The following is a 20,963-nucleotide window of genomic DNA, read 5'->3' as shown; positions in this document are numbered from 1 at the left end:
GGTTGCCGGCCAGCGGCCGGCACTACCGCGGGTGCAGGGCCGCAGGCCCTGCCGACAAACCCACTACTTGGCAGCCGCGATCTGCTTCTCGATGTCGGCGGCGGTCACCGGGCCAAGGAACGTGTGCGCCAGCTTGCCCTGCGGGTCCAGCAGATGCGTCAGCGGCAGGCCACGCGGCGTGGCGAAGTCGGCCGGCGGATCGAACGGGTCCACGATCACGATCGGATAGGTCACCGGATGCTTGGCCAGGAACGACTGCATCTCCGGCACTTCGATGTCCTCGTAAGCCAAGCCGACCACTTCGATGTTGCTACGCATCGCATGCAGGGCCGACAGCTCGGGCATTTCCTTGCGGCACGGCGCGCACCAGGTGGCCCAGAAGTTCACCACCACCCACTTGCCGCGATGCGCGGCCAGGTCGTAGTCGCTGCCATCCACCGCCTTCATCTTCAGCGTCGGGAACTCGGCGGTGGTGCGCTCGGCCGGGGTTTCCTCGACCGGTGCCGGCGTGCTCGGCGTCGGTGCCTGCGCCGGTGGCTGGCTCCTGGCCGGTGCCGGCTCCTGGGCCGGTTTGCAGGCCGCCAGGGCCAGCAGCAGGGTCAACGGGAGCAGCAGCGGCAACGACGTCTTGCGGGTCATGGGGTGTCTCCAGAGTCGGTATAGATATCACTGACCTTGCGCTTCAGGCGTTCGCGCAGGGGCAGTCGCAGGTCATCCAGCGCCGCCAAGGCGGCACGGCCCAGGCTGTCGTCGCGATACGGCAGGTGCTGCTCGGCTACCGGGATGCGCAGCTGGGTGCATTCGTACAGATCGGCCAGGCTGACCTGGTCCAGGTCGCGCGACAGCAGCCACTCGCCGCGCTCATCGCGGCGCAGCAGGTCGATCTCCTGCAGGTTGCAGATCAGGTCCTGCAGCAGTGAATCGGTCAGCATCGGCTCCAGCCGCAGGATCTCGTCATCGGCCAGGCCTTTGCCCTTGGCCCGTGCATGCTGGAAGCGGCCAAGCAGGCGCAGCAGCCCATAGAACTCGTACCCCTGCGGCAGGCGCAGCTCGACCGGCTGGTAGCGGAAGGCGGCCATCGAGGAGGCCAGCGACGCACCCAGCAGCACCGCCACCCAGCACAGGTAGATCCACAGCAGCAGGATCGGCACGAAGGCGACCGTGCCATACAGCTTCTGGTAGGACTGGAAGCTGCCCAGATACGCGCCGATGCCCCACTTCACCAGCTCCAGGATCACCGCCGCCAGGATCGCGCCGGGCACGGCATGCCGCCATTTCACCGTGTGGTGCGGTACCACACGGAACATCAGCGTGATGCAGACGAACTCGATCAGGATCGGTGCCAGCCGCAGCGCCAGTTCGGCCAGCCAACGGCCCTCCTGGGTACCGAACAACGGCATCGCGAACACCCGCGCCGACACCGCCAGCGACGCAGCGGCGAGCATCGCGCCCAGGGTCAGCACGGTCCAGTAGACCAGGAAGCGGGTCAGCTTGGGCCGGCTCGAGCCGACCCGCCAGATCTGGTTGAAGGTCTCTTCCACGCTGTTGAGCGTGATCAGCAGTGAGGCGACCAGTGCGATGAAGCCGGCGGCGGTCAGCTGGCCGGCACTGGCCGAAAACTGCCGCAGGTAACCCTCGGCCGCGCGCGCAGCGGAGGGCACGAAGTTGGAGAAGACGTAGTCGCTGAGCTGGTCGCTCCAGCGGTCGAAAACGGGGAAGGCCGAGAGCACGCCGAACACCACGATGGCCAGCGGCACCAGCGCGAACACCGTGGTGTACGCCAGCGCCGCCGCTGCCTGGAACAGGCGGTCGTCGAGGAAGCGATGCCACAGGAAGCGGCCGAAACTGATGGCCCGTGCGCGATCCCGCGCGCGCTCCATCCACAGGTTGAGCGTATCCAAAGGTTCCATCGGTGGAAGGGTACCCGATGCGGAATGCTCGCAGGATAGCCATACTGGTGGCCACACGACGAGGAGAAGCGGGCACGATGGGCGAGATTCTGGTGCTGTATTACAGCCGGGGCGGTTCGGTGGCACGGCTGGCGCGCCAGATCGCGCGGGGCATCGGCGAAGTGCCGGGCATGACTGCGCGCCTGCGCACGGTGCCGCCGGTGGCCGCAGTGACCCAGACCGCGCAGCCGCCGGTACCCGACGATGGCGCCCCCTATGTAAGCGTGCAGGACCTGGTCGAATGCCAGGGCCTGCTGCTCGGCAGCCCGACCCGCTTCGGCAACATGGCCGCGCCGGTGAAGCATTTCCTGGATGGGCTGGGCGCCGAATGGGTCAATGGCACCCTCTCCGGCAAGCCGGCCGGCGTGTTCACGTCCACCGCATCCATGCATGGCGGGCAGGAATCGACCCTGCTGTCGATGCAGGTGCCGCTGCTGCACCATGGCTGCGTGATCGTCGGCATTCCGTTCACCGAACCGGCGCTGAGCCATACCACCAGTGGCGGCACACCCTATGGCGCCAGCCACGTCGCCGGTGCCGCCGACGACCCGCAGCCGACCGACGACGAAGCCGTGCTGGCGCGCGCGCTGGGGCGCCGGGTGGCCGGCATCGCGCAGCGGTTGGCCCGATGAGCGCCGCGCCGCGCACGGTCCTGCTGCTGGCCCTGATGGGGCTGGCCGCGCTGTTCGCCGGCTGGTTCATCAATGACAAGCACTGGCTGGCGACCCAGCTGGTGTTCACCGCGCCGCCGCTGGCGCTGGCCATCGCCGTGCGCCTGGGCTGGCGCAAGGCCGGATTCTGGGCCTCGGTCCTGGCGCTGGGCTGGTTCAGCCACGGCGTGATGAGCGCCTGGAGCCATCCGGAAACGCGCTGGCTGGCGCTGATCGAGATCGCGCTGGCCCTGCTGGTGATCTTCAGCGCCAGCCTGCCCGGCCTGCGCGCCCGCTTCGGCAAGCAACGCTGACGCTGCGCCCGCTGGGCCGTATCATCTGCATTCCTGGCCCCGCGCCGCAGTACCTGTCCTGGTTTCGCGCATGCACATGATGGAAGAGCTCCTGGTCGTCACCACCGGTGGCACGATCGACAAGATCTACTTCGACGACAAGTCGGACTACCAGATTGGCGATCCGCAGATCGGCATGATCCTGCGCGAGCTGGGCGTGACGTTCCGCTTCAACGTGATTCCGATCCTGCGCAAGGATTCGCTGCACATCAACGATGAGGACCGCGAGCTGATCCGCGCCACCATCGCCGCGCAGCCGACCCGGCACGTCCTGGTGACCCACGGCACCGACTCGATGGTGCAGACCGGCAAGGTGCTGGCGACGATCCCGGACAAGACCATCGTGATGACCGGTGCGCTGAGCCCGGCACGCTTCCGCGGCTCGGATGCGGAGTTCAACATCGGCTGTGCGATCGGTGCGGTGCAGTCGTTGCCGAGCGGCGTGTACATCGCGATGAACGGGCGGATCTTCGACCCGCAGCACGTGCGCAAGAACGTGGCCGCGAACCGCTTCGAGTCGGTCTGAGGAACCGCGCGCCGACCAAGCTCGGCACCTGCCAGAGCGCTGCCCTTGTAGTGCCGAGCCATGCTCGGCAACCGCGTGCCAGCGCGGCACAACGGTCCGCAGCCAGAGCAGCCGAGCATGGGCTCGGCCCCACAGAAGCAAGAACGCCCCGGCCGAAGCCAGGGCGTGCCCTTGGAGAGGGACTTGGGCTCAGTACTGGGCGTTGAGGGTCACGCCCGAGAAGGTGCTGTAGGCCTTCACCCGCACATACCACGTGCCAGCGGCAGGGCTGTTGATGGTGCAGGTCTCGCTGTTGCCACTCAGGTACGGACGGCAGGTGTAGCTGGTATCGGTCGGGGCACTGCCCTGGCGCACGTACAGGTCGGCATCGCCGCTGCCGCCACTGATCGTCACGCGCAGCTGGCTGCTACCGGCCGGAACGGCGACGGTGTAGTTCAGCTCGGCACCGGTCGCAGCGCCCAGGCCGGTCACCGGCACGTTGTTCTGCAGCACGTTGCCACCCGGGTTCGGGTTGCCACCGCCGTTGATCGCCGCATCCACGGCCGCGTTGGCGTCGACGATGCCGGCGCCGCAGCCACCGGAGCAGGCGCCCGGCAGCGGGCGTGCAGTGCTCTTGATGATGCTTTCGACCTGCGCCGGACTCAGTGCGCTCGGCGCCACCGACTGCATCAGCGCAACCACGCCGGCCACATGCGGCGCCGCCATCGAGGTGCCGTTGTACGACGCGTAGCTGGCGCTGCCCGGCGTGGTGGTACCGGTGTTGAGGGTGGACAGGATGCTCTGGCCCGGGCCGGAAATGTCGATGCCGGCACCGTAGTTGGAGAAGCTGGCACGCGCACCGGCCGAGGTCGTGGCCGCCACCGCGATCACGTTCGCGCAGTTGGCCGGCACCGACGAGGACACGTTGGTGTTGCTGTTGCCGGCGGCGACCACCACGGTGGTACCACGGCTGACCGCGCCGTTGATGGCGTTCTGGTAGGTGGCCGAGCAGGTGCCGCCACCACCCAGCGACATGTTGATGACCTCGGCCGGGTTGGCGTTGGCCGGCACGCCACTGACGGTGCCGCCAGAGGCCCACACGATCGCGTCGGCGATGTCGGAGGTGTAACCGCCGCACTTGCCCAGCACGCGCACCGGGACGACCTTGGCATTGAACGCAGTACCGGCCACGCCGGTGCTGTTGTTGGTCACCGCCGCCACGGTGCCGGCGACGTGGGTACCGTGCCAGCTGGAGTTGGAGGCCGGGATGCCCGAGCCGCACTCGTTGGCGCCGTACCAGTCGCCCTCGTCATTCGGGTTGTTGTCGCGGCCACCGCCATCGCGCGCCATCGCGGCATCGCTGATGAAGTCATAGCCAGGCAGGATGTTGGCGTTGAGATCGGGATGGTTGGTGATGCCGGTATCGATCACGGCCACCACCACGCCGGTGCCGGTGGCCTTGTCCCAGGCCGGCCGCACGTTGATCGACGCGTTGGAGGTACCGAAGCCCCACTGTTCGCTGAAGCGGGTGTCATTCGGGGTCAGCGTCGCACGCATGATCTGGTCGACTTCGACGTATTCCACGTTCGGGTCGGCGGCGAGCTTGCGCATCAGCAGCTCGGATTCGGCCTGGTCAAGCGGGCGATCGGTCCTGACCAGGGTCGGGCCAACGGCCAGCTTGCGGACCTCCTGCAGGCCCAGCGCGCGGCCCTGGCTGCTGGCCAGGCCGGCGGCGGCAGTCTTCAGAGAAGAGGCCAGTGCCGTGGTGTTGGCCACCGGCGCACTGCCGTCGCGGTACTTCACGATGAAGCGCTGGTGCGTCGGCGCGGACTGCAGGCCGCTGAGCTGGACGTCACCGGCCAGCGCAGGCGTGGCCAGCAGCAGCGATGACAGAACGGACGCACCAAGGACCACCCACACTCGACGCACACGCGGTTGCGTTACCTGGGACATCGTATTTCCCTTTCTTGTGGTGTGAATGCCGGAATCGGCAGAAGCACCGGCCCGAACCCTGGGCTGGCTTGCGTTGGCGAGGTTCGAAGTCCGATGAGTCAGCGGATCCCCCTAACGATCCGCCGTACATATGACGCTAATGGCCGAAACCGGACACCACAAGATTTTCAGCGTCTTTTCAGCAAGATGAAATGTTCGTTCTGAGACTTTTCGGGTCGAGGGTTTGTGAAGGTGAAGGAACTTTCTCGTGTCCTGCACAGACCTGACTGGGTCGTCACGTGTCCTGGAATGACTTTGCCGACATCGGCGTCCACCGATCCGGGGCAGATCCCTTTCTCACGCGGAAAGGGATCTGATCCCTTGGCTCGAAACGCAGAAAGCCCGTCGCGGGGACGGGCTTTCCAGAAGCGCAGCCGGGCGCGGGCCCGGCTCTACGATTCGATGTGGGCGATCAGCCCAGCTTGACCAGCCAGTTGTGGCGGTCCGGCAGGCGGCCGTACTGGATATCGGTCAGTTCCTTGCGCAGCGACATGGTGACTTCGCCGGCCGGCGCGTTGATGTCGCCCACCGAGAAGCCCTCGCCCTTCAGCTGGCCGATCGGAGTGACCACCGCGGCGGTGCCACAGGCAAACACTTCGCTGATCGCACCGGAGGCGACGCCGTCCTTCCACTCGTCGATGCTGACCTTGCGCTCTTCGACCTTCATGCCACGGTCGCGGGCCAACTGCAGGATGCTCTCGCGGGTGATGCCCTCGAGGATGCTGCCCGACAGTTCCGGGGTGACCAGCGTGCCGTCCTTGTAGACCAGGAACACGTTCATGCCGCCCAGTTCTTCCAGGTACTTGCCTTCGACCGGGTCGAGGAACAGTACCTGCGAGCAGCCCTGCGCCTGCGCCTTCTGCTGCGGGAGCAGCGAGGCAGCGTAGTTGCCACCGCACTTGGCGGCACCGGTGCCGCCCTTGGCCGCACGCGCGTACTCGGTGGACAGCCAGATGGACACCGGGGCAACACCCTTGGCGAAGTACGGGCCGGCCGGGCTGGCGATGACGTAGTAGCCGGCCTTGTGCGCGCCGCGCACGCCGAGGAAGGCCTCGTCGCCGATCATGAACGGGCGGAAATACAGGCTCGACTCATCGGCCGAAGGCACCCAGTCACTGTCGACGGCGATCAGCTGCTTCAGCGATTCGACGAAGATCTCCACCGGCAGTTCCGGCAACGCCAGGCGCTGCGCCGAACGCTGCAGGCGACGGCCGTTGGCATCCGGGCGGAAGGTCCAGATCGAACCGTCGGCGTGGCGGTAGGCCTTGATGCCTTCGAAGATTTCCTGGCCGTAATGCAGCACGGCGGCGGCCGGGTCCAGCTGCAGCGGGCCGTAGGCGCGCACGTTGGCATTGTGCCAGCCGGCATCCTTGTCCCAGCGCACTTCCACCATGTGATCGGTGAAGTGCAGGCCGAAGCCCGGCTTCTCCAGGATCTTGGCGCGCTCTTCAGCGCTGCGCGGGTGGTCCGAACGGGTGACGGCGAAGCTGGGGATGGACTGGGACACCGGAGGATTCCTGTTCTGGTTGCGGGTAGTGCCGGGCCCGCGTCACTGCGGGCCCTGGGTCAAAGCATGCCGGTCTCTAGCCGGGCCGCCTCGGACATCATGTGCTGGTTCCACGGCGGGTCGAACACCAGGTCGACGTCGGCCTCGGCCACCGTCGGGATCATTTCAAGCTTGCTGCGCACGTCGTCGACCAGGATCTCGCCCATGCCGCAGCCCGGGGCGGTCAGCGTCATCTTCACGTCGATCTCGCGCTTGCCCTCATCCAGGTGCTTGATCTCGACTTCATAGACCAGGCCCAGTTCCACGATGTTGACCGGAATTTCCGGATCGAAGCAGGTGCGCAGCTGCTGCCACACCAGCTGCTCCACCTGTTCATCGGTGGCGTCGGCCGGCAACTCGAGCGGCGCCGGTGCCTCCTTGCCGATGGCATCGCCGTCCTTGCCGGCGATGCGGAACAGGTTGCCCTCGACGAACACCGAATAACTGCCGCCCAGCGCCTGGGTGATGTACCCATAGCTGCCGGCAGGCAGGGTCACGGTGTCGCCCTGCGGGACCATCACGGCCTCGCAATCGCGTTCGAAGTGGACAGGTTCGCTGCTACGGGAATACATGGGGACCGATATGGGGCCGTGGCCGTGGCCACGCAAGACGGCATTCTAGCCCAGCCGCCCCCGCACCGCCGGTGCACTGCGGCAAACCACAGTATCCTGTGGGTGATCTTCTGGGAGCTTCGATGTCCTCCAATGCCGCGCGTGCCAGGACCGTGACCTGGCTCTGGCCCCTCATGCTGCTGCTGGGCCTGTTTGTCGCTCCCCTCGCCTGGATGGTCCTGGCGCTGATGACCGGCCGGCAGGTCGGCTGGATGGCGGTGCTGGCCGCCCTGGAACTGGTGTTCATGCTGCGCCTGGGCACGCTGGGCCCAGGCCGGCTGCGCGTCGCCCTGGTCGTGCTCGGCACCCTGCTGGTGGCCGCCGTGGCCAACTGGGCCATCGCCAGCGCCTGGATGGGCGGCTCGATCGGCCTGGACCTGTGGGATGCCACCACGCGGATGGGCCCGCACCTGGCCTGGACCCTGATCAGCCTGGCCAACGGCGCGGTGGAATGGCTGTGGCTGGCCGTGGCCGTGGCCGTAGGTGCCTGGCTGGCGCGCTGAGCGCGTAGAGATTCGTGGATTCGGTAGTGCCGGCCGCTGGCCGGCAAAGGCGTGCGGACCAGGGACCGCACCTACCCGCTGCAGCCACCACGCGCGGATGGGGTAGTGCCGGCCGCTGGCCGGCAAGGGGGGCAGAGCCCTTTCCTGCGGAAAGGGATCCGACCCCGGTCCTCAACTCAATGCCCGCCGTCGAGCGCCTTCAGTTCACTCACCAGCGAGGCCGCCGCTTCGGCGCCGTCGCCATAGAGCATGCGGGTGTTGTCGGCGTAGAACAGCGCATTCTCGATGCCGGCAAAACCGGTGCCCTTGCCACGCTTGATCACCACCACGTTGCGCGCGTTGACCACGTCCAGCACCGGCATGCCGTAGATCGGGCTGGCCGGGTCGGTCCGCGCCACCGGATTGACCACGTCGTTGGCACCGATCACCAGCACCACGTCGGTATTGGCGAATTCGGGGTTGATGTCGTCCATGTCGGCGATCAGGTCGTAGGGCACGCCGGCCTCGGCCAGCAGCACGTTCATGTGCCCGGGCATGCGCCCGGCCACCGGGTGGATCGCGAACTTCACTTTCACGCCACGCTGGCCCAGCCGCTGCGCCAGTTCCCAGATCTTGTGCTGGGCCTGCGCCACCGCCATGCCGTAGCCGGGCACGATCACCACGCGCTCGGCAAAGGCCATCATCGCCGCGACGTCCGACGCTTCGATGGGCTTCTGCGCGCCGGTGATCGCCTGTGCCTCGCCTCCGGCACCGCCGCCGAAGTTGGAGAACAGCACGTTGCGGATCGGCCGGTTCATCGCCTTGGCCATCAACCGGGTCAGCAGGATGCCGGCCGCGCCGACCATCATGCCGGCGATGATCAGCGCCTCATTGCCCAGCACATAACCTTCGAAGGACACCGCCAGGCCGGTGAATGCGTTGTACAGCGAGATCACCACCGGCATGTCGGCGCCACCGATCGGCAACGTCATCAGCACGCCCAGTGCCAGCGCCAGCACGAAGAAGGCGACGATTGCCGAGGTGTTGAGCGTGCTGGCCGCGATGATCGCCAGCACCGCCACCGCCAGTGCCACCATCAGGTTCATCACCTGCTGGCCGGGCCAGGTCACCCGCTTGTCCAGGCGTCCGTCCAGTTTGGCCCAGGCGATCACCGAACCGGACAGCGAGACCGCACCGATCGCCGCGCCGACCACCGCCAGCAGCAGCACCATGCCCGAGGGCTGGCGCGCGGCCAGGTCGGCCAGCGCCTGCTCGCTCCAATGGCGGGTATCGCGGTTGGCAAGGAAGGCATAGCGCAGCAGTTCCACCGCACCGATCGCCGCCGCCGAGCCACCGCCCATGCCGTTGTACAACGCCACCATCTGCGGCATGTCGGTGATGGCCACCTTGCCGGCCGACCACCAGGCCAGGCCCGCGCCCAGCAGCAGTGCGACCAGGATCAGCGGCACGTTGTGCAGTTCAGGCAGGAAGAAGGTCGCCACCGTGGCCAGCAGCATGCCCAGCCCTGCCCAGCGGATGCCGCTGCGCGCGGTCAGCGGCGAAGCCATGCGCTGCAGACCCAGCAGGAACAGCGTGGCGGCGACGAGGTAGCTGGCCTTGACCAGCCAGTCGAGCAGTTCGACGGTGCTGATGTTCAAGCCTGTGGCTCCTTCGGTTCGTCCCTGCCGCCCTTGGGCGCGCTCGGCTTGAACATCTCCAGCATGCGCGCGGTGACCACGTAGCCACCGGCGGCATTGCCGGCACCGAGCACCACGGCAAGGAAGCCCAGCGCCTTTTCCAGCGGCGTCTGCGCGTGCCCCAGCACCACCATCGCGCCGATCAGCACGATGCCGTGGATGAAGTTGGAACCCGACATCAGCGGGGTATGCAGGATCACCGGCACCCGCGAAATGATCACGTGGCCGGCGATGGCCGCCAGCATGAAGATGTACAGCGCTACGAACCCGTCACTCACTGGCAACGCTCCCGCTCTGTCTTCGTCGGCCCATCATAACCACGGGCTGAACCCGGCGCGCACCCGGCGTCAACCGCGGCGACGCTCACGCGTTGTCGATGGTGACCCCGAGCGAGGAACCGTACCCTGTGCTGGTGAGCAGCCCCGTCCCCCCGAGCGCCGACACCGATGCCCTGCCGGCATCGCTGGAGGCGTTCCTGGCCATCGTCGGCCCGCGCGCGTTCCGTTTCGCCGAGGCCGGCCTGCGCCAGCGCGAAGACGCCATGGACGCGGTGCAGGACGCGCTGATGCGCATGCTGGACTACGCAGACAAGCCAGCGGCCGAATGGGCGCCCCTGTTCTGGAGCATCCTGCGCCGCCGCGTGATCGACCTGCAGCGCCGGCGCCGTTTCCGCCTGCCGTTCTGGCGCGACAACCAGGACGCCGACGGAGTCGGGATCGACTGGGCCGACCCCGGCCCGGACCCGGCGCAGGCGCACGAACAGCGCCAGCAGTACCAGCAACTGGTGCAGGCGCTGCGTACCCTGCCCGCACGCCAGCGCGAGGCCTTCACCCTGCGCGTGCTGCAGGACCTGGACGGGGCCACCACCGCCCGCGCCATGGGCTGCAGCGAAGGCGCGGTAAAAACCCATCTGGCACGCGCCCGGCAGGCGCTGCAGGACTACCTGGAGACCCACCCGTGAACCGCTCCCTGCCTTCCGATGACACCCTGCGCGACCTGCACGCGCAGTCGCTGCAGGCGCTGTCGCCGGCCACGCTGGCACGGCTGCGCCTGGCGCGCCACGGCGCCAGCGCGGCCCGTCACGGGCGCTGGCGCTGGTGGCTGGCCAGCGCCTGTTCTCTGGTGGTGGCGCTGGGGATCGGCCTGCAGTTCAGCGGCCACAGCCCCCTGTCGCCCGCCGTGCCGGCACCGGTGCTGGCCTCGGTGGAAGACAACAGCGCGCTGTACGACGAAAATCCCGATCTGTACCTGTGGCTGGGCGATACCGACCTGGCGATGGAGTGAACCATGTCCCGACTGCATACCCTGCCGCTGCTGTTGACCCTGTTGCTGCTGCCGGCCGTCCCGGTACTGGCGCAGAGCGCAGCGCCCGCGCCTGCTGCACGCCCTGCGCCGGGCGCCACGCTGCCTGCGTGGGAGCAGCTGAGCGAATCCCAGCGTGAGTCCCTGCTGGCGCCGCTGCGCGATCGCTGGAACAGCGCCGATGCCGGCCAGCGCCAGCGCATGCTCTCGCATGGCCAGCGCTGGCAATCGATGAGCCCGGAGGAACGCGACAAGGCCCGCCGCGGCCTGCGCCGCTTCGAGCACATGAGCCCGGAACAGCGTGAGCAGGCCCGCGCCCTGTTCGGTCAGATGCGGGATCTGCCGCCCGCGCAGCGCGACGCACTGCGCGAGCGCTGGTCGCAGATGACGCCGGAGCAACGCAAGGACTGGGTGCGGGAGAACCCGCCGCCGGCGAAGCCGCGGTAAAGGCAACGTTCAACCCTTTGTGGAGCCGAGCCCACGCTCTGCTGCTCTATCGCGCCTGCGCAAGCCGAGCATGGGCTCGGCTCTACAGGAGGCAATGAGGTTCACCCCTGCCAGCGTGTCTTCGCCAGCAGTTCGTCGTCCCAATCGAAACCGAGCTGCCCGTCGCGCACGAACAGCGCAACGAAGTTGAGCAGGTTGCGCGCATACATCTCGCTGGCCTGGGTCGCGCCGCGGCTGGCCAGGCCCAGCGGACCGTCGATGGTCACGCCCTGGTGTTCGATGCACTGCCCCGGCAGGGTCAGTGCGCAGTTGCCGCCGCTTTCCGCCGCCAGGTCAACAATGACGCTGCCGCTGGCCATGCCTTCCACCATCGCAGCGGTCACGATGGTCGGCGCCGGGCGGCCGGGTACCGCAGCCGTGCAGATCACCACGTCCACACTGCGCAGGTGGTCGGCCAGCCGACGCTGCTGCTCGGCGCGCTCGTCATCGGTCAGCGCCCGCGCATAGCCTCCCTCGCCCGCCGCGCTGACCCCGAGGTCGAGGAAGCGTGCACCCAGTGACTGGATCTGCTCGCGGGTTTCCGGGCGCACGTCGAAGCCTTCCACCTGTGCACCGAGGCGGCGCGCAGTGGCGATGGCCTGCAGACCCGCCACGCCGGCACCGATCACCAGCACCTTGGCCGGCCGCACGGTGCCGGCCGCAGTGGTCAGCATCGGGAAGAAGCGCGGCGCGCGTTCGGCGGCGATCAGCGCCGCCTTGTAGCCGGCCATGCCAGCCTGCGAACTGAGTACATCCATTGCCTGCGCACGGGTGGTGCGCGGCAGCTGCTGCAGCGGGAACAGCTGCAGGCGACCATCGGCCGCCAGCGCGGCCAGCGCCGGATCGCTGGCCGGGGCCAGCAGGCCGACCACGCTGGCGCCGGGCTTGAGCTGTTCCAGCACCGCCGCAGGGGGGGCCTGCACGCACAGCAGGATATCGATCTCGGCCCAGCGGCCCGCGTCGAAGACGCGTGCACCGGCATCGTCATAGGCGGCGTCGGTGAAACCAGCGGCCAGACCCGCGCCCGCCTCATACCAGACGGCAATGCCCAAGGCCCCGAGCCTGCGCGCGGTCTCCGGCGTCAGTGCCACGCGCCGTTCGCCCGGCGCGGTCTCCTTGATACCCAGCAACGCCACGGCCATGCAGGTCCCCGCTGATCGGTGAGTTTCCCGATCCTAGCAGGCAGCCCCCGCTCAGTGCAGCGTGGCGCTGCCCGGGTCGAGGCGATCGATCACGCCCTGCATGGCGCTGTCGAAGGCGCCATCATCAACGTGGGCACGCAGGCGGCCCAGCCGCATCATCACCGCCAGCTCTTCCGGCGAGGCCACGCAGAAGCGCACGCCGCGACGGTTGACGAACAGCAGGCGCGAGGAAATCGGGCTGACCCAGGACAGCTTGCCCGCCTGCACCTTGCCATCCTTGTCGACGAAGTCCAGCCAGTTGCCGATTTCCATGCGGCGGAAGCGGTCGGCATCGGCGTTGTCGAAATCGTCGGCGTCAATCTGCCCGCCAAGCTCAACCGCCGGCGATTCAGCCACTGGCGGCGCGGGCAAGGCAACCTGCGGCAGCTCCGGCAGCGCACGCTGCAGTTCCGGCCGCGATTCGGCGATGCCCTGCAGGGTGTCATGCAGGGCATCAATGGCGGCGGTGGCCGCATCGCCGTGCACGCCGACGCTGGCAAACACCTTGGCCAGCACCGGCTGCCAGGCCTGCAGCCACGGCTTGCCGACGATCTGGCGGCGGGCCTCGGCCACTTCCTCCAGCAGGCCATCGCCAAGGCTCAATGCCTCGGCCACCGACGCGCCTTCTTCTCCCTCGCGCAGCAGCGCCAGGGTCAGATGATGCTGCCACGGCTGGCGCAGGAACTCGGCAATGGCCGGCGGCAGCGTGGCGTCACCGATGCGGCGGTCCAGTTCCGCACCGGCCCGGCTGCGGGCCATTTCCAGCTTTTCCTGGCCGCGCTGCGTTTCTGCGGCACGGCGCTCGGCGATTTCCACGCGGCGGCGATGCTGCACCAGGAACTCGCGGAATTCCTCTTCCAGGGTCAGGAAGATCGCCAGGTTCTCGTTGAACTCGGCCACCAGGCGCTCGATGATCTCTTCGACCTTGGCCATCAGCATGCGCTCGGCCTGGCTCTCGCCGGTGTTGCCCTCGCAGGCCTCGGCCAGCGAGTTGAGCAGCTTGCGCGCCGGGTGGGTCTTCTGCACGAACATGCGGCGGTCGAGCATGGCGACCTTGACGAAAGGCACCACCAGGCGGCCGATCAGTTCGCGCGAGCGGCCTTCCAGTTCACGCTCGTCCAGCATCACGTCGAACAGCATGCCGACCAGGTCGATGGCGTCCTCATCCTGCGGGTCCAGCCGGGTCTGGCCCGGATCGACGCCAAGCTGGGTGGCGCTGGACAGCACTTCGCTCTTCAGGCGCTGCGCCAGCGATTCGCCGTCCTCGCCGATGGCCGCGCGCAGGGTGGCGCTGGGCGTGGCCTGCAGCAGCGACAGCACCGACATCATTTCGCGCTGGCTGAGCGGGCGCTGCTGGCCAACCGCCACCTGTGCCGCAGACGTGGCGTCCTCACGCACGTGGCGGGTCTGCTGCAGCAGTTCGTGCAGCGCTTCCAGCAGCATGCCCTGCTGGCCAGCGTAGGCCTCGCCGGTGGCGCCGTCATCGCCGCCCAGGTGCTGCTGCATATGCCCGCGGCGCTCGGACCAGCGGGCGGCGAAGCGCTGCGCCCAGGCCGGTGCGGCCTGCTCGTCATCGCTGAACCCCGGATCGACGCCCGCGCCGTGGCGATGCTCGACCAGGTCATCTAGCATCCCGGCCATGCGCGGATCCGGTGTCGGCGGTTGTGGGCGCTGCGGAGCCCCCATCTGCGACATCACGCCGGCTGCGGCCAGCTGCTCGTCCAGCTTCTCGTAGATGCGACCGACCGGTGCACGCAGGTCGCGCTCGCACAGCTTGATCAGCACCAGATGCACTTCCGGGGCCAGTTCACAGCCGGCAAAGGCTTCGTGGATGGCCACGCCCAGGTGTTCGGGGCTGATCGGATTATGGTCACCGTCCAGTTCCGCGCCGCCGATCAACCGGCCCAGGCGGCGATCCAGCCGCGCCAGCACCGGCTTGAAGTCACGCAGCAACACAGTGGCGAAATTGCGCACCGCCAACCGTGATTCCAGCACATGCTCGGCCAGCAGGCTGAGCCCATCCTCGGCCGGCCCGGACAGGGTCGCCTCGGCTGACAGCGGCTCACCAGCCTCCAATGCGGCCCAGGCCTGCTGCAGGTGGCCTGCGAAAGCGGCCGCGATGTCCTCACGGCGGCGGCGCAGTTCGCGCATCGCGTCCAGGAACAGCAACTGCGACGAGCCGGCATTGCCGGCGCGGTCGAACAGGGCATCGTCGAAACGCGCCAGTGCCGCCCCGAAGGCCTGGCACAGCGCGGGCAGGACCATGTCCCGGGCACGCTGGAGCTGGGCCGGGTCACGGCCCGGCGATCCCATCGGTGTGGGCACGCTCATCATTCGGGAAGGCTCCCCACCTTCTCTGGTACGACAGACAGCATGGACATCGCGGCTTCCGGCACACCCCATGTACCGGAACGTCGATGGTAGGCCGGCCAGCCCGTCACGGACAGTGAAACAGTCCTCACTTCAAACCTCATGACCGGCGGCCCGGCAAGACAGATATCGTAAGCCGTGCAAGGCCCACGAGGCGAGGGGAAGCGGCTGTCCGTTTCCCGCCAGTGGCATGATGTTCATCACAGTTTGGTATTCAGGGGCCGGACGCGACACAGACGGCGTCATTGACCACGCCGACTATAATCAAACGCCCGTGATGACCGGTTCAGCCTCCATGCCCGATCCTGCCGCCCTGCTCGCCCTGGATGCCCGCCGCTCGGTGCCCTCGCGGCAACTGGGCGAGCCCGGGCCGGACCCGGCCACCCTGCAGCGGATGCTGGCCTCAGCGGTGCGCGTGCCCGACCACGGCAAGCGCGTGCCGTTCCGCTTCCTGAAAATCGCAGGCGATGCACGTCACACTCTGGGCGACTTCCTGGCTGAACGCAGCCGCCAGCGCGACCCACATGCGGGCGAGGCCGTGTTCGAGAAGGACCGCCAGCGTTTCAGCCACGCACCGCTGGTGATCGTGGTGGTAGCCAGCCCGCGGCCGGACCCGAAGGTGCCCGAACAGGAACAGCTGATGACCGCCGGCTGCGTCTGTTTCGCCCTGCTGCAGGCCGCGCAGGCGCTGGGTTTCGGCGCGCAGTGGCTGACCGCCTGGATGGCCTTCGATCCGGCCGTGCAGGCCCACCTGGGCCTGGTCGACGGCGAACGCATCGCCGGCTTCATCCACATCGGTACGCCCAAGGCCGACGTACCCGAGCGCGAGCGCCCCGACCCGGCGGCCCTGCTGCGCGACTGGACACCCCCGGCATGACCCTGCCGGCTGCCCCGCCGTCGCTGTACCTGGTTGATGCCAGCATCTACGTGTTCCGTGCCTGGCATTCACTGCCAGACCAGTTCCAGGACGCACAGGGCTGGCCCACCAATGCGGTGCACGGCTTCGCCCGCTTCCTGCTGGACCTGCTGGAGCGCGAGCGCCCTCGGCACATCGCCATTGCCTTCGACGAAGCGCTCGACAGCGGCTTCCGCCACCGCCTGTATCCGGCCTACAAGGCCAACCGTGATCCGGCACCGGAAGCGCTCAAGCGCCAGTTCGTGCACTGCAAGGCGCTGTGCGCGGCGTTGGGCCTTGCCGTCCTCGCCCACCACGACTACGAAGCCGACGACCTGATCGGCAGCGCACTGCACGTGCACCGCGGCAGCCATCGCGGGGTGATCATCTCCGCCGACAAGGACCTGTCGCAGCTTCTGCTGGATCACGACGAACAGTGGGACTACACCCGCAACCAGCGCTGGGACGTGGCCGGCGTGAAGGCACGGCACGGCGTGCACGCGCACCAGATTGCCGATTACCTGGCGCTGTGCGGCGATGCGGTGGACAACATTCCCGGTGTCAGTGGTGTCGGCAGCAAGTCCGCCGCCGTGCTGCTGGCCCATTTCGGCAGCATGGATGCGCTGTTCGAACGACTGGACGAAGTGCCGTTCCTGCGCCTGCGTGGCGCTGCACAGATGGCAGTGCGGCTGCGCGAGCAGCGCGAACACGCCCAGCTCTGGCGCCAACTGACCACCATCGCGCTGGACGCGCCGTTGGAGGGCAGCCAGCCCGGACTGCTGCGCCAATCGGCCGATCCAGAGCTGCTCGGTGGCCTGTGCCAGACCCTGCGCTTCGGCCCGATGACCCGCCGCCGGCTGTTCGACGCCGCCGGCGTGGCCGATCCTCTTCCCTCCCACAGCGAGCCCGCATGAGCCAGCGCAATACCGAAGCCCCGCGCGTCGTCTACGAAGGCAAGTACCAGCGCATGCTGGTGCGCGGTACCTGGGAATACAGCGAACGCACCCATGCCGGTGGCCTGGCCGCGATCATCATCGCCGTCACCCCGGAAGACAAGGTGCTGTTCGTCGAACAGTTCCGTATACCGCTGCAGGCGCCCACCATCGAAATGCCGGCCGGCCTGGTCGGCGACATCCACGCCGGCGAATCGATCGAAGTCTCGGCGGTGCGTGAACTGGAAGAAGAAACAGGTTGGACCGCCGATCACGCCGAAGTGCTGATGATCGGCCCGACGTCTTCCGGCGCCAGCAGCGAGAAGATCGCCTTTGTGCGCGCTACCGGCCTGCGACGGATCGGCGAAGGGGGCGGTGATGACAGCGAGGACATCACCGTGCACGAGATTCCACGCAATGAGGCTGCAGCGTGGCTGGTGCAGAAGATGGGCGAAGGCTACGAGCTGGACGCCAAGCTCTGGGCCGGGCTGTGGATGATCGAGCACCACCTGGACGGGCGCCCGCGTGGCTGACGCGGACCTGCACAGGCTGCCTGCGTTGCTCGGCGCCGACGACCCGGCGATCTACACGATCCACCGGGCGCAGGGCGTCTCGCCCTACCTCCTGCTGGCCGACCACGCCGGCCAGCAGGTGCCGCGTGCGCTGACCGGGCTCGGCCTGCCCCAGGCCGAGCTGGACCGCCATATCGGCTGGGACATCGGCATCGCCGGCACCACCCGTGCACTGGCCGAACGGCTCGATGCCTGGGCGATCGAACAGACGTACTCGCGGCTGCTGATCGACTGCAACCGCCCACTGGCCTCACCGACGCTGATTCCGGAGGTGAGCGACCACACCGTCGTGCCGGGCAATGCCGGGCTGTCGGCGGCGCAGCGCCAGCAGCGCATCGATGCGATCCACGCGCCGTACCATGCACGCATCGAGACCGAGCTTGATGCGCGCCGTGATGCCGGCCAGCCCACCCTGCTGGTGATGATGCACAGCTTCACCCCCGTGATGAACGGTACGCAGCGGCCCTGGCACGCCGGCGTGCTGTACCACCAGGACATGCGTTTTGCCCATGCACTGCTGCAGGCATTGCGCGACGAAGGCGACCTGGTGGTGGGGGACAACGAACCGTATTCGGTCAGCAGTACCAGCGACTACGCGGTGCCGGTGCATGGCGAAGGCCGCGGGCTGGTGCACGTGGAACTGGAGATCCGCCAGGACCTCATTGCCGATATGGCAGGGCAGCAGGCGTGGGCCGAGCGGTTGGCACGGATCTTCAGCGCGCTGCAACCGGAGTTGCTGGCGCTGGGTTGAACGCGCGTGGTTCCATCCCGTATCGGTAGTGCCGGCCGCTGGCCGGCAACCTCAGTGATCCAACCACCCCGAGGTTGCCGGCCAGCGGCCGGCACTACCACAGGCGCGGCACATCCGCCCATGGCAGCGCCTTCAATCATGCCTCGTTGGCCGGGCAGACGGTGGCGGCCGATTCGGCCGGTGCCGGGCGCAGGCCCAGCGCGATCACCACGCCGAACAGTGAAAACAAGGCGGCACCGTATTCGGCGCGCACCAGCCCGGCCAGTGCACTCGGCGAACCGGCTGCTGTACCGGCATCGGCATTGGCCACCATCACCAGCACGGCCAGGCCCAGCGCACCACCGATCTGCTGCGCGGTCGCCGCCATGCCAGATGCAACACCCTGCTGTGCGGACGGCACGCCCTGCCCGGCCACGATCCACATCGAGGTCCAGGTCATGCCCTGGCCGATGCTCAGCACTACCACGCCCGGCAGCAGCGGCCAGAAGTTCGCGCCGTGCGGCAGCGTCGCGGCCACCCAGGCGATACCGATGGCGCCGGCCAGCTGCCCGATCACCAGCACCTTGCGCGCGCTCCAGCGCTGCAGCGTCCACTCGGCCAGCTGGATGCCGACCGTGCACACCGCAGTGGCGGGCAGGAACGCCAGGCCGGCCTGCAGCGGGCTCCAGCCGTAGCCGTCCTGGAAGTACAGCGCCATGAAGTAGTACTGCACCCCATAGCTGCTCATGAAGGCGAAGGTCAGGCCCAGTGCCGCGCGCAGTCCGGGCAGTCGCAGCAACGCGAACTGCATCAGCGGATCGCGGCTGCGCTGTTCGATCTGCACGAACGCCACCAGCAGCAGCACCGACAGCAGCAGGCAGCCCAGCGTGGCCGGCGCAGTCCAGCCCCACTCCGGCCCTTGCACGAGGGTAGTGACCAGCAGGCTGCCGCCGGCAGTGACGGTGATGCAGCCGGCCAGATCGAACGAGCGGCCCTGCGCACGCGGGCCATCGGCCGGCAACCACGCACCCGCAGCCACCGCGCAGGTGGTGGCCAGCGGCACGATCACCGCCAGCACCGCCGGCCAGCCGAACGCCTGGGTCAGCACGCCACCGAGCAGCGTACCCAGCGCCAGGCCCACCGCGCTGGCCATGCTCCAGATCGCAAGTGCGCGGTTGCGCACCGGACCTTCGGCGTACAGCGTGTTGATCAGCGCCAGCGTGGCCGGGAACAGCAATGCCGCGCCGATGCCCTGCGCCGCACGCGCGATGATCAGCAGGGTGGCGTTCGGCGCCAGCGCGCCGAGCAGCGACGCCAGTGCGAACAGCAGCATGCCCAGCCGGTAGAAACGGCGACGGCCGATCAGGTCGGCGGCGCGGCCACCCAGCAGCAGGCTGCCGCCGAAGGCGACGGTGTAGGCACTGACCACCCATTGCAGCTGCTGCGCATTGATCTGCAGCGCGCGCCCCATGTCATGCAGGGCGACGAAGATGATGGTGGCGTCCAGGGCGATGATCAGCTGGGCGGTGGCCAGCAGGGCCAGCGCCCAGCGCGGGTACTTGAGGGGAGGCATCGACGCTCCGGTGCTGTGGGGGAGCGCAGTCTCATTGATGCAGCGCTCTCAATAAACCCCTTTCCGTCCATATCTGTCATGATTTTCAGCATGAATGGAACCTCGATGGACCTCAATGCCGTGCGCATGCTGGTGCAGGTGGCCGAAGCACGCAGTTTCACCGCCGCCGCCGGGCAACTGGGCCTGAGCCAGTCAGGCCTGTCGCGCGCGATCAGTCGGCTGGAGGCCACGCTGGGGGTGAAGCTGCTGCAGCGAAACACCCGCAACGTGGCACTGACCCCGGATGGTCGCCAGTTCGTCGATCAGGTCGCGCCCCTGCTGTGCGGCCTCGAGGATGCCGAACGCCAGTTGGCCGACCGTCCGTGCACGCCCTCGGGCACCCTGAAGATCAGTGCGCCCTCGATGTTCGGGCGCAAGGTGCTGGTACCGCTGCTGGGGCCGATGCTGCAGCAGCACCCGCAACTGCAGGTGGAAGCCGTGCTCAACGACCGCCTGGTCGATCTGGTCGAGGAAGGTTTCGATGCCGCGCTGCGCACCGGCGTCATCGCCGACCAGCGGATCGTCGCGCGGCCACTGCGGCCGCTGCGCTGGGTGACGGTGGCCAGCCCGGACTACCTCGACCGCTGTGGCGCGCCCGACGATGTGGCCGCCTTGCGGGATCATGCCTGCCTGGCGGTGCGCAACCTGCGCAGTGGCCGGCTGGTGGACTGGCAGTTCCTGCAGGACGGCCAGCTTCATGATTTCACGCCACCGGCGCGGATGGTGTTCGACAGCGGCGATCCGCTGGTGGAAGCGGCGATCGCCGGCATCGGCATCGTGCAGGTGATGGATTTCGCGGTGGCCGACGCCTTGGCCGATGGCCGCCTGCAGCGCGTGCTGCAGCCGTTTGAGGGCCGCAGCCGCGCGCTGTCACTGATCTACCCGCCGTCGCGCCAGCATTCGCCGAAACTGCAGGTACTGGCCGACGCGTTGCTGGCTGGGGACTGGTAGATCCACGCCATGCGTGGATGGAGTTCGGCTTCGCGGTAGCGCCGGGCCATGCCCGGCGAGCCGCATCGCGGCGACGGAACGGAATGCCGCCGGGCACGGCCCGGCGCTACCGCGAAGCCGAACTCCATCCACGCATGGCGTGGATCT

At 68.2% G+C, this 20,963-nt stretch carries 22 protein-coding genes; 12 read left to right on the top strand and 10 right to left on the bottom strand.

The genetic code is table 11. The features are described from left to right. Positions 1-63 precede the first annotated feature (63 nt). Together ACM0PK_RS19245 and ACM0PK_RS19240 are read right to left on the bottom strand one after the other, a co-directional pair. Positions 64-639 carry a TlpA family protein disulfide reductase gene (locus tag ACM0PK_RS19245; protein ID WP_414607936.1) on the bottom strand — a complete coding sequence of 192 codons (576 nt, stop codon included), beginning with the start codon at positions 637-639 and terminating at the stop codon, positions 64-66. Next, positions 636-1,910, bottom strand: a complete 1,275-nt coding sequence (locus tag ACM0PK_RS19240; protein ID WP_005415390.1) for a YihY family inner membrane protein — start codon at positions 1,908-1,910, stop codon at positions 636-638. Before ACM0PK_RS19240 ends, ACM0PK_RS19245 begins: the two co-directional genes overlap by 4 nt. A gap of 77 nt (positions 1,911-1,987) precedes the next feature. Between ACM0PK_RS19240 and wrbA the strand changes: the two genes are divergently transcribed. The 3 genes from wrbA (at position 1,988) to ACM0PK_RS19225 (ending at position 3,478) form a co-directional block, all read left to right on the top strand. After that, positions 1,988-2,581, top strand: coding sequence for an NAD(P)H:quinone oxidoreductase (gene wrbA, locus ACM0PK_RS19235; protein WP_049438254.1), 594 nt, complete (start codon positions 1,988-1,990; stop codon positions 2,579-2,581). Next, the gene (locus tag ACM0PK_RS19230) at positions 2,578-2,913 is read left to right on the top strand and encodes a DUF2069 domain-containing protein (protein ID WP_005415388.1); all 336 of its coding nucleotides are present in this window, start codon (positions 2,578-2,580) and stop codon (positions 2,911-2,913) included. Before wrbA ends, ACM0PK_RS19230 begins: the two co-directional genes overlap by 4 nt. 79 nt (positions 2,914-2,992) lie before the next feature. Beyond that, the gene (locus ACM0PK_RS19225) at positions 2,993-3,478 is read left to right on the top strand and encodes an asparaginase domain-containing protein (RefSeq protein WP_010481766.1); all 486 of its coding nucleotides are present in this window, start codon (positions 2,993-2,995) and stop codon (positions 3,476-3,478) included. A gap of 189 nt (positions 3,479-3,667) precedes the next feature. Here the strand turns inward: ACM0PK_RS19225 and ACM0PK_RS19220 are convergent, their stop codons facing one another. The 3 genes from ACM0PK_RS19220 to sufT form a co-directional block, all read right to left on the bottom strand. Further along, a complete protein-coding gene (locus ACM0PK_RS19220) occupies positions 3,668-5,410 on the bottom strand; it encodes a S8 family peptidase (protein ID WP_414607937.1) in 1,743 nt (580 codons plus the stop codon). Positions 5,411-5,861: 451 nt separating this feature from the next. Beyond that, positions 5,862-6,956 (bottom strand): branched-chain amino acid aminotransferase, encoded by a 1,095-nt coding sequence (locus tag ACM0PK_RS19215; protein ID WP_005412326.1) that lies wholly within the window; start codon positions 6,954-6,956, stop codon positions 5,862-5,864. A gap of 59 nt (positions 6,957-7,015) precedes the next feature. Next, positions 7,016-7,567 (bottom strand): putative Fe-S cluster assembly protein SufT, encoded by a 552-nt coding sequence (gene sufT, locus ACM0PK_RS19210; RefSeq protein ID WP_005415385.1) that lies wholly within the window; start codon positions 7,565-7,567, stop codon positions 7,016-7,018. 122 nt (positions 7,568-7,689) lie between these two features. On the opposite strand from sufT, the gene ACM0PK_RS19205 reads away from it, so the two are divergent. Then, positions 7,690-8,109: a membrane protein gene (locus ACM0PK_RS19205; protein WP_032953950.1), complete on the top strand. Its 420-nt coding sequence runs from the start codon at positions 7,690-7,692 to the stop codon at positions 8,107-8,109. 176 nt (positions 8,110-8,285) lie between these two features. On the opposite strand, the gene ACM0PK_RS19200 is transcribed toward ACM0PK_RS19205, so the two are convergent. Both ACM0PK_RS19200 and ACM0PK_RS19195 read right to left on the bottom strand, forming a co-directional pair. After that, positions 8,286-9,746 (bottom strand): NAD(P)(+) transhydrogenase (Re/Si-specific) subunit beta, encoded by a 1,461-nt coding sequence (locus tag ACM0PK_RS19200; RefSeq protein WP_095379298.1) that lies wholly within the window; start codon positions 9,744-9,746, stop codon positions 8,286-8,288. Further along, on the bottom strand, positions 9,743-10,063 hold the full coding sequence (locus tag ACM0PK_RS19195) for an NAD(P) transhydrogenase subunit alpha part 2 (RefSeq protein WP_005415382.1): 321 nt from the start codon (positions 10,061-10,063) through the stop codon (positions 9,743-9,745). The genes ACM0PK_RS19200 and ACM0PK_RS19195 overlap by 4 nt, the downstream gene beginning before the upstream one ends. 98 nt (positions 10,064-10,161) lie before the next feature. Between ACM0PK_RS19195 and ACM0PK_RS19190 the strand changes: the two genes are divergently transcribed. From ACM0PK_RS19190 to ACM0PK_RS19180, 3 genes are read left to right on the top strand one after another with little or no spacing between them, the layout of a single operon-like run. After that, positions 10,162-10,746: an RNA polymerase sigma factor gene (locus ACM0PK_RS19190; RefSeq protein ID WP_414607938.1), complete on the top strand. Its 585-nt coding sequence runs from the start codon at positions 10,162-10,164 to the stop codon at positions 10,744-10,746. Then, positions 10,743-11,069, top strand: coding sequence for a hypothetical protein (locus ACM0PK_RS19185; RefSeq protein ID WP_111201058.1), 327 nt, complete (start codon positions 10,743-10,745; stop codon positions 11,067-11,069). Before ACM0PK_RS19190 ends, ACM0PK_RS19185 begins: the two co-directional genes overlap by 4 nt. A gap of 3 nt (positions 11,070-11,072) precedes the next feature. Continuing rightward, positions 11,073-11,534, top strand: a complete 462-nt coding sequence (locus ACM0PK_RS19180) for a DUF3106 domain-containing protein (RefSeq protein ID WP_111201059.1) — start codon at positions 11,073-11,075, stop codon at positions 11,532-11,534. 101 nt (positions 11,535-11,635) lie between these two features. Here ACM0PK_RS19180 and ACM0PK_RS19175 read toward each other — a convergent pair whose 3' ends face one another. Continuing rightward, the gene (locus tag ACM0PK_RS19175; RefSeq protein ID WP_111201060.1) at positions 11,636-12,715 is read right to left on the bottom strand and encodes an NAD(P) transhydrogenase subunit alpha; all 1,080 of its coding nucleotides are present in this window, start codon (positions 12,713-12,715) and stop codon (positions 11,636-11,638) included. Positions 12,716-12,766: 51 nt separating this feature from the next. After that, positions 12,767-15,088: a PacR family protein gene (gene pacR, locus ACM0PK_RS19170; protein WP_414607939.1), complete on the bottom strand. Its 2,322-nt coding sequence runs from the start codon at positions 15,086-15,088 to the stop codon at positions 12,767-12,769. Between the two features lie 331 nt (positions 15,089-15,419). Between pacR and ACM0PK_RS19165 the strand changes: the two genes are divergently transcribed. The 4 genes from ACM0PK_RS19165 to ACM0PK_RS19150 are packed head-to-tail and all read left to right on the top strand — an operon-like array spanning position 15,420 to position 18,274. Next, entirely contained in the window at positions 15,420-16,001 is a 582-nt protein-coding gene (locus ACM0PK_RS19165) for a nitroreductase family protein (RefSeq protein ID WP_005415376.1), read from the top strand. Beyond that, positions 15,998-16,933, top strand: coding sequence for a 5'-3' exonuclease (locus ACM0PK_RS19160; protein WP_111201062.1), 936 nt, complete (start codon positions 15,998-16,000; stop codon positions 16,931-16,933). Before ACM0PK_RS19165 ends, ACM0PK_RS19160 begins: the two co-directional genes overlap by 4 nt. Continuing rightward, on the top strand, positions 16,930-17,484 hold the full coding sequence (locus tag ACM0PK_RS19155; RefSeq protein ID WP_111201063.1) for an NUDIX hydrolase: 555 nt from the start codon (positions 16,930-16,932) through the stop codon (positions 17,482-17,484). Before ACM0PK_RS19160 ends, ACM0PK_RS19155 begins: the two co-directional genes overlap by 4 nt. After that, the gene (locus ACM0PK_RS19150; RefSeq protein ID WP_095379291.1) at positions 17,477-18,274 is read left to right on the top strand and encodes an N-formylglutamate amidohydrolase; all 798 of its coding nucleotides are present in this window, start codon (positions 17,477-17,479) and stop codon (positions 18,272-18,274) included. The genes ACM0PK_RS19155 and ACM0PK_RS19150 overlap by 8 nt, the downstream gene beginning before the upstream one ends. A gap of 136 nt (positions 18,275-18,410) precedes the next feature. On the opposite strand, the gene ACM0PK_RS19145 is transcribed toward ACM0PK_RS19150, so the two are convergent. Next, complete coding sequence (locus ACM0PK_RS19145) at positions 18,411-19,826, bottom strand: MFS transporter (protein WP_414607940.1); 1,416 nt, start codon at positions 19,824-19,826, stop codon at positions 18,411-18,413. A 105-nt stretch (positions 19,827-19,931) separates the two neighbouring features. Between ACM0PK_RS19145 and ACM0PK_RS19140 the strand changes: the two genes are divergently transcribed. Further along, on the top strand, positions 19,932-20,816 hold the full coding sequence (locus ACM0PK_RS19140) for a LysR family transcriptional regulator (RefSeq protein ID WP_065179589.1): 885 nt from the start codon (positions 19,932-19,934) through the stop codon (positions 20,814-20,816). Positions 20,817-20,963 lie beyond the last annotated feature (147 nt).

Source organism: Stenotrophomonas sp. FR010, from assembly GCF_047520755.2.
Classification (GTDB): domain Bacteria; phylum Pseudomonadota; class Gammaproteobacteria; order Xanthomonadales; family Xanthomonadaceae; genus Stenotrophomonas; species Stenotrophomonas sepilia.
This window is presented reverse-complemented; position numbering and strand designations above follow the sequence as displayed.